At 68.0% G+C, this 10,290-nt stretch carries 12 protein-coding genes; 11 read left to right on the top strand and 1 reads right to left on the bottom strand.

Annotation, left to right across the window (positions count from 1 at the left end):
* Positions 1-347: integrase core domain-containing protein (locus AQY21_RS24270; RefSeq protein ID WP_152988334.1), on the top strand; the 347-nt coding region annotated here is incomplete at its 5' end.
* Here AQY21_RS24270 and AQY21_RS24265 read toward each other — a convergent pair.
* Positions 344-1,774 (bottom strand): HAMP domain-containing sensor histidine kinase, encoded by a 1,431-nt coding sequence (locus AQY21_RS24265; protein ID WP_058100156.1) that lies wholly within the window; start codon positions 1,772-1,774, stop codon positions 344-346. The two genes, AQY21_RS24270 and AQY21_RS24265, sit on opposite strands and share 4 nt — an antisense overlap.
* A 238-nt stretch (positions 1,775-2,012) precedes the next feature.
* On the opposite strand from AQY21_RS24265, the gene rpmH reads away from it, so the two are divergent.
* From rpmH to AQY21_RS24215, 10 genes are all read left to right on the top strand, one after another.
* Complete coding sequence (gene rpmH, locus AQY21_RS24260) at positions 2,013-2,150, top strand: 50S ribosomal protein L34 (protein ID WP_028714353.1); 138 nt, start codon at positions 2,013-2,015, stop codon at positions 2,148-2,150.
* A 32-nt stretch (positions 2,151-2,182) separates the two neighbouring features.
* A complete protein-coding gene (gene rnpA / locus AQY21_RS24255) occupies positions 2,183-2,641 on the top strand; it encodes a ribonuclease P protein component (RefSeq protein ID WP_203416649.1) in 459 nt (152 codons plus the stop codon).
* The gene (gene yidD / locus AQY21_RS24250; RefSeq protein ID WP_058100155.1) at positions 2,638-2,880 is read left to right on the top strand and encodes a membrane protein insertion efficiency factor YidD; all 243 of its coding nucleotides are present in this window, start codon (positions 2,638-2,640) and stop codon (positions 2,878-2,880) included. Before rnpA ends, yidD begins: the two co-directional genes overlap by 4 nt.
* Before the next feature lie 51 nt (positions 2,881-2,931).
* Positions 2,932-3,825, top strand: a complete 894-nt coding sequence (ttcA, locus tag AQY21_RS24245; protein WP_058100154.1) for a tRNA 2-thiocytidine(32) synthetase TtcA — start codon at positions 2,932-2,934, stop codon at positions 3,823-3,825.
* Between the two features lie 60 nt (positions 3,826-3,885).
* A complete protein-coding gene (locus AQY21_RS24240) occupies positions 3,886-5,166 on the top strand; it encodes an EAL domain-containing protein (RefSeq protein ID WP_058100153.1) in 1,281 nt (426 codons plus the stop codon).
* Positions 5,167-5,390: 224 nt separating this feature from the next.
* Positions 5,391-7,298: a membrane protein insertase YidC gene (gene yidC, locus AQY21_RS24235; RefSeq protein ID WP_058100152.1), complete on the top strand. Its 1,908-nt coding sequence runs from the start codon at positions 5,391-5,393 to the stop codon at positions 7,296-7,298.
* Positions 7,295-8,053 carry an MOSC domain-containing protein gene (locus AQY21_RS24230; protein ID WP_058100151.1) on the top strand — a complete coding sequence of 253 codons (759 nt, stop codon included), beginning with the start codon at positions 7,295-7,297 and terminating at the stop codon, positions 8,051-8,053. Before yidC ends, AQY21_RS24230 begins: the two co-directional genes overlap by 4 nt.
* Entirely contained in the window at positions 8,050-8,700 is a 651-nt protein-coding gene (gene yihA, locus AQY21_RS24225; protein WP_058100150.1) for a ribosome biogenesis GTP-binding protein YihA/YsxC, read from the top strand. Before AQY21_RS24230 ends, yihA begins: the two co-directional genes overlap by 4 nt.
* Positions 8,701-8,761: 61 nt before the next feature.
* Positions 8,762-9,661, top strand: a complete 900-nt coding sequence (argB, locus tag AQY21_RS24220; protein WP_058100149.1) for an acetylglutamate kinase — start codon at positions 8,762-8,764, stop codon at positions 9,659-9,661.
* Between the two features lie 105 nt (positions 9,662-9,766).
* A complete protein-coding gene (locus tag AQY21_RS24215; RefSeq protein ID WP_058100148.1) occupies positions 9,767-10,285 on the top strand; it encodes a histidine phosphatase family protein in 519 nt (172 codons plus the stop codon).
* Positions 10,286-10,290 lie beyond the last annotated feature (5 nt).

Below are 10,290 nucleotides of genomic sequence, written 5' to 3'. Positions count from 1 at the left end.
CCAACCACGCCCGTCACAAATATGCGTTCCACCATATCTTCGATCGGGTCTGTGACGAGAACGGCATCGAGCACAGGCTCACCAAGATCAACCATCCGTGGACCAACGGACAGGTGGAACGGATGAACCGCACCATCAAGGACGCCACCGTCAAGCGCTTCCACTACGACAATCACGACCAGTTGCGACGGCATCTTCAGGACTTTATCGACGCCTACAACTTCGGCCGAAGACTGAAGACACTCAAAGGCCTCACACCTTGCGAGTTTATCTGCAAACGATGGACTTCAGAGCCCAATCGATTCATCATCGATCCAATCCATCAAATGCCGGGACTGAACACCTAGACCGCCGTCGCCTCCGCCTGCGCAGCGAGCCCGGCCAGTTCGCGCGGCAGGTGCAGGATGAATTGCGTGCCCTCCTCGTCGCTACGCAACAGCTCCAGCCGGCCGCCATGGTTGCGCACCAGATCGGCGGCGATGGCAAGGCCAAGCCCGGTGCCGCCCTTGCGCGAGCCGCCCGAAAAGGGCTGGAACAGGAAATCCCGCGCCTTCTGCGGCAGGCCGGGGCCGGTATCGCCGATGCGGATCCACCATTCCTGCTCGTCCTCGCCGGCGCCGATCTCGATGGTGCCGGGCCGGCGCGTGGCCTCGATGGCCTGCCGTGCATTGCGCACCAGGTTCGACAACACCCGGAACAGCTGGTCGCGGTCGGCGCGGATCGTCAGGCTGGCGGGCACGTCGGTCAGGAACTCGATGGGCTCGGCGCCGTCGGGCCGGTCCGAGGCCAGCGCCTCGCCCTCGGTCACCTCGGTCACCAGGGCCGAAAGGTTGAAGCGCGACAGCGCCGGGGCCGGCTCCTCGGCCTTGCCGAAGGCCAGCGTCGTCTCGCACAGATTCACCGCGCGGCTGATCGAGTTCACCAGCTTGGGCGCAGCGCGGCGCACGGCCGGGTCGGCGCTGGTCTCGAGCCGGTCGGCGAAGATCTGCGCCGTGGTCAGGATGTTGCGCAGGTCGTGGCTGATGCGGGCCACCGCCTGGCCCAGCTGCGCCAGCCGGTCCTTTTGCTTCAGCGCCGAGGTCACGGTGCGCTGCATGGCGGCAAGCGCGGTCTCGGCCTCGTTCAGCTCGGTCAGCCGCGCGTTGGGGGTGATGATCGAGCGCGCGTCCTCGGGCGCATTGGCATAGGCGGTCATGTGGCTGATGACGCGCCGGATCGGCACCAGCAGCAGCCGCTGCGCCGCCAGGTTCAGCAGCAGCGCGGTCAGGACCGAGAAGGCGGCCGAGATCAGCAGCAGCCGCAGCCCGTAATCAATCATCTCGGTGCGCAGCCGCTGGGTGTCGGTGGTGATCTCGATCAGCTGGCCGGCCTGATTCACCGGCGCGCCGATCACCCGGATCACCCGGTTCTGCGGATCGGCCAGCTGCATCATGGCATCGCGGATCGAGGTCCAGAACGGCTGCTCGCGCAGGTCGTAGGTGGCCGAGATCGGCCCCGGGATCGGCGAGGACAGCACCAGCTGGCGCACGTCGTTGCGGCGCAGCACGACGTTGAAGACGCCGGCATTCTCCAGAAGCTCGGATTCCAGGTCCGCGGCCAACGATTCGTCGGTCGCCAGCAGCGCAAGGCTGGCGATCTGCGCGCGTTCCAGTCGCGATTCCAGGAAATCCAGCCGATAGTTCGCGATCGAGGGCAGCAGGATCAGCAATTCGGCCAGAAGCACGAAAATGCCCGTAATCAGCGCGAATCGGCCCGATAAGCTATTCAGGGACATGGTGAGCTTTGCTATTCCCTTCGTCTCGGCGCCGCTGCATCACATAGTGGCTGACATTACGCAGTTCAAACCTGCGTGACAGGGTCCCGGTTCCCCGGGACCCGCGGCGCCGGCAAAATCCTCGCAATGTGGTTGACTTGGTTTGCGGGGGCGACTATCCAGCGGGCCTCGAATGACCGGCGCGTCTTGCGTGGGCCGATGGCCCATACCCTGGCTCGCCCTGACCCGGAGTTGAAAGATGTCGAAACGCACCTACCAGCCGTCGAACCTGGTTCGCGCCCGCCGCCACGGCTTCCGCGCGCGCATGGCGACCAAGGGCGGCCGCCGCGTGCTCAACGCCCGCCGCGCCAAGGGCCGCAAGACCCTCAGCGCGTAAGCCCGCGCGCCGCAGGGCGTGGGCTTGCCGTGATGGACAGCACCCCCAAAGCCGCCGCCGCTGACCGGATCGTCGCAAATGCGATCTCGGACAGGGCGGCTTCTGCCGTTTCGGAGGTGCGGCTGGAAACCCTGCGCAAGCGGGCGGATTTTCTGCGCGCGGCCTCGGCTCGCCGGCAGGGCATGCCGGGCTTTCTGCTCCAGGCCCGCCGCCGTTCCGAAGACGAGGCGGGGGAAGGCAAGGCGGGACAGGCCATCCGGGTCGGCTTCACCTGTTCGAAAAAGCTCGGCAATGCCGTGACGCGCAACCGGGCCAAGCGCCGGCTGCGGGCGCTGGCGCGCGAGGTCATGCCGGGCGCGGCGCGGCCGGGCTGGGATTACGTGCTGGTCGGGCGGCCTGGCGCCACGGTCGAGCGCGGCTTTGCCGAGCTGCGGGCCGAGTTGGCCGCCGCGTTGGCACGGGTGCACGGATCGCGCGAGGCCGGGACATGAGCCCGCTGGCGCATCTTCTGGCGCTGCCGGTGCGGGCCTATCGGCTGGTCGCCAGTCCCTGGGTGGGGCATGGCTGCCGTTTCCAGCCCACCTGCTCGGCCTATGCGCTCGAGGCGCTGGAACGACATGGCGCGGCCAGGGGCGGCTGGCTGGCCGCGCGGCGGATCTGCCGCTGCCATCCCTGGGGCGGGCATGGCTATGACCCGGTGCCGGGCAGCGAGGCGCCGCAGCAGGACTGACGCGGCGCTTTCATGGTATTCAGGGCGCGCAGGCGCGATAGGGATCGACAGATGCGGGATGAGATCGACGAGACCCAGGATCTTGAGGCGGAGGACATCCATCCGCTGTTCCGCGGCGCGCCCGGCTCGACCGAGTTCCGCAAGTTGCGCAAGCGGCTGGTGCGCGAGACCCGCGCCGCGATCGAGACCTATGACATGATTCGCCCCGGCGACCGCTGGCTGGTCTGCCTGTCGGGCGGCAAGGACAGCTATACGCTGCTTGCCGTGCTGCACGAGCTGAAATGGCGCGGGCTCCTGCCGGTGGAACTGCTGGCCTGCAATCTCGACCAGGGCCAGCCGGGCTTTCCGGCCACCGTGCTGCCGGAGTTCCTGACCGAGCGCGGCGTGCCGCATCGCATCGAATACCAGGACACCTATTCCATCGTGAAGGAAAAGGTGCCCGAGGGCCGGACCTATTGCAGCCTGTGCTCGCGTCTGCGCCGGGGCAATCTCTACCGCATCGCGCGCGAGGAGGGCTGTCAGGCCGTGGTGCTGGGGCATCATCGCGACGACATCCTGGAAACCTTTTTCATGAACCTGTTCCATGGCGGCAGGCTGGCCTCGATGCCGCCGAAGCTGTTGAACGAGGAGGGCGACCTCAACGTGCTGCGCCCGCTGGCCTTCGTGGCCGAGGCCGATTGCGAGCGTTTCGCCCGGGCGATGAACTATCCGGTGATTCCCTGCGACCTTTGCGGCAGCCAGGAGGGCTTGCAGCGCATGCAGGTCAAGAAGCTGCTGGACGAATGGGAATCGCGCAGCCCCGGCCGCCGTCAGGTGATGTTCCGGGCACTGATGAACGTGCGCCCCTCGCACCTGCCGGATCCGAAGCTGTTCGATTTCACCGCGCTGATGCCGGATCCGTCGGATTTTAGCGAAAAAGACGTGCCGAAGCTGCGCGAACATTAACGGAACGAAAAGCGTCGCCGGCCTAGGCTGCGATCCGTGCAACAAGATTCGGATCAGGCAATGGCTTACGGAATCGCGGCGGCCGCGTCACGGCTGGCAAGGCTTGTCAGGGGCGAGGGGGCGGCGCAGGGCAGGGTCCGGCTTGCCCTGGTGCTGCGGGTCGAGAATATCGAGATGCTGCGTGCCAGCATCGGCCCGGCGATGCTGGAGCAGATGCTGGACCGGCTCTTGCTGCGGCTGGTGGCGGATCTGCGGCTGCTGCCGCAGGGGCGCAGTCGCGGCTGCGGCGAAATTCTCGGGCTTTTCGCCATCGGGCGCCAACAGGCGGTGCCGGGCCTGCTGGCGCGGTTGCAGACCATCTGTTCGGAGGGGATCGACCTGCCGGATCTGCGCATCTGCCCGGTGGTGAATGTGGCGATCGTCAGCGACGACACCGGCCGGCAGGAGCCGGCGGCGCTCTATACCTATGGCCGCATGGCCCTGCACGGGCTGAGCCCGTTCTCGCCCACGGGACAGATCCGCTTTGTGGAAATGGGACGGCAGGCCGAGCCGGGGGTGGGGCCGGCCTTGGCGCTCGACCGGGTCGGGCTGTTGTTCCAGCCCCAGCTTTGCTGCGACACCGGCCAGATGCCGGCGCTGCGGGTCCTGCCGCGCCTGCGGATGGACGACCGGAACAGCCATGATCTGGCCGAACTCGAGGCGCGGCTCGATGACGGCACGCTGGGCCGGATCACCGCCGATGTGCTGCGCCAGGCCTTTGCCAGCCTGCGGGGCTGGGACCGGCTTGGCACGCCGGTGCCGCTGCTCTCGGTGCCGCTGTCCGACCGGGTGCTGGGGGATGCCGCCATCGCCGATACGATCCTGTGGGAGCTGGACCGGAACGACCTGTCCCCGCAGCGGCTGGAAATCGAGGTGAGCGAGCCGATCGGCCGCGGCGGCGGCCGCATGCTGGTGACCGCCAGCTTGCAGCGGCTGGCCGCCGCGGGCTGCGCCTTGGCTTTGGGCGAGTTCGGCACCGGCAGCGCCGGGCTGGACGATCTGCGCCGCTTCGGCATCGGCCGGGTGCGGATCGGCCGCGCGTTCACCGCCGAGTGCGACCGGCGCGCCGACCAGCAGCGGATGATCCTGGCCATCCTGGCGCTGGCAGAGCATCTGGGCCTGGCCGCCTTGGCCGATGGCGTGGCGACGCAGGAGGAGAATGCCTTCCTGGCCCAGATCGGCTTCAACGCGGTGCAGGGGCCGGCCGTGGCACCGCCGCTGGAGGCCGGGGCGGTCGATGAGTTCCTGCTCGAGCGCGACCATGCGCTGCCTGTGCCTTTCGACCTGCGCCGCAAGGCGTGACGGCCGGGGCCGATCCGGCATGCGGCGGCGGCCCGGGCGAAATCCGCGTCGGCCGTGCGGCGGGCCGGTCCCATGGCGAGGCAGGGCGGGGCCAGGCGGCCGGAGCGCCGCGTCGGGGTGGAAACCGACCCGGTTTTCCGGCAAATTCCCTTGACCTTTGCCGGTCGCTTCTGTTGAAGCGGCCCGAACCCTCAGACTGGGTGACGACGAAGGGCTGGTCCGGAATGCAAGACAACAACCGCAACCTCATCCTGGCGATGGTGCTTTCCGCCCTCGTCATGCTCGTCTGGTCGATCTTCTTCGCCCCCGAGCCGGTGCCGCCCGCGCAGGATACGCCGCCGGCCAGCACCCAGGGTGTGACCCAGCCCGAGACCGGCGCCCCCGCGACGCCGGGCGCGGTGCCGCAGGGCGCGGCGCCGGAACTGGAAGCCGCGGCGGCCAGCAGCGACCCCTCGGCCAATGCCGGGCGGGTCAAGATCGAATCCCCTTCGCTCGCGGGCACGATCTCGCTGGCGGGCGGTCGTATCGACGACCTGGAGCTGACCGGCTATCAGGAGACGCTCGATCCCCGGTCGCCCTTCGTGCGCCTGCTGTCGCCCACCGCGCAAACCACCGTGCAGGCCCAGGGCAGCCCGGTCGCGCCGGGTGGCGATCCGCAGCTGGCAGTGCAGAAGCCCTATTACGCGGTCTATGGCTGGATGCCGGCCGCCGGCACCGATCCGGCGCTGGTTCCCGGCCCGGCCACGGTGTGGGAGGTCGAATCCGGCTCGACCCTCGCCCCCGGCCAGCCGGTCACGCTGCGCTGGGACAATGGCGCCGGCCAGATCTTCCGCCGCACCTATGAGCTGGACGACAAGTTCCTGTTCACCGTGACCCAGGCGCTGGAAAACACCGGGGCCGCGCCCTTCTCGGCGGCGCCCTATGGCATCCTGGCGCGCCACGGCCGGCCCGACACCCAGAATTTCTTCGTCCTGCACGAGGGCGCGGTCGGCATGACCGACGGTAAGCTGCTGGAGGAGAAATACAAGGACATGGCCAAGCTCGACCCGCTGCCGGGCGAGGGGCCGGCGCAGCTGATCGAGGTGCAGGAGAACGGCTGGATCGGCTTTACCGACAAATACTGGATGACCACGCTGGCGCCCGCGCCGGGCCAGGCCTTCACCGCGGTGGTGAAATACGCCCCCGGCGCCGACATCTACCAGACCGAGGCGCGGATGCCGGTGCAGACCGTCGCCCCGGGCGCCACCGGCACCAGCTCCAGCTATCTGTTCGCCGGCGCCAAGGTCTGGGAGGTCATCAACGGCTATCAGGAAAATCCCGGCATCGACCGTTTCGTCGATTCCATCGACTGGGGCTGGTTCTATTTCCTGACCAAGCCGATCTTCCGCCTGCTGCACTGGCTGCATGGCATGATCGGCAACATGGGCTGGGCGATCATCGCGCTGACCTTCGTGCTGAAGCTGCTGGTCTTCCCGCTGGCGCGCAAATCCTACATCTCGATGGCGAAGATGAAGGAGCTGCAACCGCAGATGGAGGCGATCAAGGAACGCACCGGCGACGACCGGATGAAGTTCCAGAAAGAGGTGATGGAGCTTTACAAGCGCGAAAAGGTGAACCCCGCCGCAGGCTGCCTGCCGGTGCTGTTGCAGATCCCGATCTTCTTCGCGCTCTACAAGGTGATCTTCGTCACCATCGAGCTGCGCCATGCGCCCTGGATCGGCTGGATCCGCGACCTCGCGGCGCCCGACCCGTCGAGCCTGTGGAACCTGTTCGGCCTGCTGCCCTGGGCGGCGCCGGGCCAGGGCAGCTTCCTGCACAGCTTTACCCTGCCGGTGCTGGCGATCCTGCTGGGCATCTCGATGTGGATGCAGCAGAAGCTGAACCCGGCTCCGACCGATCCGGCGCAGAAGATGATCTTCGCCTGGATGCCCTGGGTGTTCATGTTCATGCTGGGCGGCTTTGCCTCGGGTCTGGTGCTGTACTGGATCACCAACAACACCATCACCATCATCCAGCAGTACACGATCATGTCGATGCATGGCCACCGGCCCGACTTCTTCGGCAATATCCGCTCCAGCCTGCCGTCACGGGCCAAGGCCGAAGACAAGGGCGGGGACAAGGGCGGCAAATGACCGCCCGCATCGCCCGGATACGCCGGCATCCGATCAAGGCGATCGGCGGCGAGGATCTGCGCCACACCCGCCTGGATGCGGCGCGGCGCCTGCCGGGCGACCGGCTCTGGGCGCTGCTGACCGAGGGCGGCGAGCGTCACGCCGGCGAGGTGCCGGGTCGCTGGCTGCCGAAATCCTGCTTCCTGCGCGGCGCGGCCTCGGCCGGCTTGCAGGCTGTCCAGGGCGGCTGGGGCGAAGGCGCGGAAGGCGGCCGGATCCGTCTGACCCATCCCGACCTGCCCGATCTGGACTTCGACCCCGAGACCGAGGGCGCGCGGCTGGTGGACTGGGTCCGTCCGCTCTGGTCCGAGGGGAAACCCGCCCCCACCCGCCTGGTGCGGGGGCCGACCGGCTGGACCGATGTGAACCAGCCCTGGGTCTCGATCCTGTCGCTGTCGAGCCTGGCCGATCTGGAATCGCAGCTGGGCATGAGCGTGGGTGTGGAGCGCTGGCGCGGCAACCTGTGGCTGGACGGCTGGGCGCCTTATGCCGAGCGTGACCTGATCGGCCATGTGCTGACCGTGGGCGCGGTCGAGCTGCGGGTGACCGAGACCATCGGCCGCTGCCCGGCGACCAGTGCCGATCCTGCCACGGGTCGCATCGACATCGACATGCCCGAGGCGCTGGAGGCGCAATTCGGCCATCGCGATTTCGGCATCTATGCCGAGGTGGTCACCGGCGGCGATATCGCCCTTGGCGATGAGGTCTGCGCATGAAGGTCGCCTTTCCCGTCGCCCCGGAACCCGATGCCGAGACCGCCGAGGCCGCGCGCCAACTGTTCGCAGGCCCGGTCGATTTCCTGAAGGGCGTGGTCGCCATGGACGGGCTGCCGCCCGCCGATAGGCCCGAGGTCTGTTTCGCCGGCCGCTCGAACGCCGGAAAATCCAGCCTGATCAACGCGCTGACGGGCCGGAAATCGCTGGCGCGCGCCTCGAACACCCCGGGCCGCACGCAGGAGATCAACTATTTCACCCTGGGCGAGCGCGCCTATCTGGTGGACCTGCCGGGCTATGGTTTCGCCAAGGCGCCGGTCGCGGTGGTGGCGAAATGGCAGGCGCTCTTGAAGAACTATCTCGCCGGCCGGCCGACCCTGCGCCGCGCCTTCGCGCTGATCGATTCGCGCCATGGCGTGAAGGACGTCGACCACGAGATCATGAAGCTGCTCGACCGTTCGGCCGTGCCCTTCCAGGTGGTGCTGACCAAGGCCGACAAGATCGGCGCACAGGCCATGCAGGCCACCGTCGCGCAGGTGCAGGAGGCGCTGCAAAAGCACCCCGCCGCCTACCCCGAGCTTGTGGTCACAAGCTCGGACAAGGGGCAGGGCATCGCCACGCTGCGCGCCATCATTGCCGGTCTGGACTGATCGGCACCCGCGTCCTAGGGTCGGGCGCGACGAACAGGGGCCTTCGATGAGAAAGCAGAAGATGAACCGTGACTGGATCGCCACCGCCCGCACCCTTTCCGAGGCGTTGCCCTATATGCAGCGTTATTCCGGCGCCGTGGTGGTGGTGAAATTCGGCGGCAATGCCATGGGCGACGACGAGGCCATGGCCGAGTTCGCCCGCGACATCGTGCTGATGAAGCAGGTCGGCATCCATCCGGTCGTCTGCCATGGCGGCGGCCCGATGATCAACGACCTGCTGGGCAAGCTGGGCATCGAAAGCCGCTTCGTGCGCGGCAAGCGCGTCACCACCCGCGAGACGGTCGAGGTGGTGGAAATGGTGCTGTCGGGCCTGGTCAATAAGCGCATTGTGCAGGCGATCAACGATGCCGGCGGCCGCGCGGTCGGCATTTCCGGCAAGGACGACGACCTGATGGTCTGCGAGCCGGACGACCCGGAGCTGGGCTTCGTCGGCCGCCCGGTCGAGATGAACGTGCAGATCATCCGCGACCTCTACAATGCCGGGCTGATCCCGGTCATCGCCCCGGTGGCGACGGGGATGGAGGATAACGAGACCTTCAACGTCAACGGCGACACCGCAGCGGGCGCGATCGCCGGCGCGCTCAAGGCCGACCGGCTGCTGCTTCTGACCGATGTATCGGGCGTCAAAGACGCTTCGGGCGAGGTGCTGACCGCGATGCATCCCGACCAGGTGCGGGCGATGATCGCCGACGGCACCATCGCAGGCGGCATGATCCCCAAGACCGAAACCGCGCTGAAGGCGCTGGAGGAGGGGGTGCGCGCCGTGGTGATCCTGGACGGGCGGGTGCCCAATGCCTGCCTGCTGGAGCTGTTCACCGAACATGGCGCGGGGTCGCTGATCCGCTCGACCGAGCCGCGGGTCAAGCCGCGCGGCTTGCGCCAGGGCGACAGCGGGCTGTAGGCGGCGCGACATCGCCTGAAAGAGAAGGCTTGCCCGCCCGGCGGAAGCTATGGCAGGCTCGGTTCCGCTGCCCAACCTTAACCGCATGGCCGAAAAGGCAAATCGATGACTCCACTCGGACACCGCCGTCTGATCCTGACCCGTCATGCCAAATCGTCCTGGGACGATCCGGCGCAACCGGATCACGACCGCCCGCTGAACGCGCGCGGCCGCCGCTCGGCGCGCGAACTCGGAGACTGGCTGGCCAGCCGGGGCTATGAGCCCGAGGAGGTGCTGTGCTCGACCGCCGAGCGCACGCGCGAGACCTGGGCCGGCATCGCCATGGCGCCGCTGGAGGTGCGGCCGCATCTCCGTTACGAGCCGGGGCTTTACCATGCCGCGCCCGAAAAGATGCTGGAGATCCTGCGCAGCGCCTCGGCGCCGACGGTGATGATGATCGGCCACAATCCCGGCATCGCCGAATTCGCCGCCATGCTGCCGGCGCGGGCGCCGCTGGACCCGGATTTCCGCCGCTATCCGACGGCCGCGACGCTGGTCGTCGATTTCCAGATCGACGACTGGTCGGAACTGGCCCCGGCGCAGGGCAGCGTGCTGGATTTCGTGCGCATGGACGGGCGCGCCTAGGCGCC

The sequence above is a fragment of the Paracoccus sp. MKU1 genome, from assembly GCF_001447385.1.
Lineage (GTDB): Bacteria > Pseudomonadota > Alphaproteobacteria > Rhodobacterales > Rhodobacteraceae > Paracoccus.
Note: the sequence above shows the minus strand (reverse complement) of the source record. Positions and strands in the feature narration are given on the sequence as shown.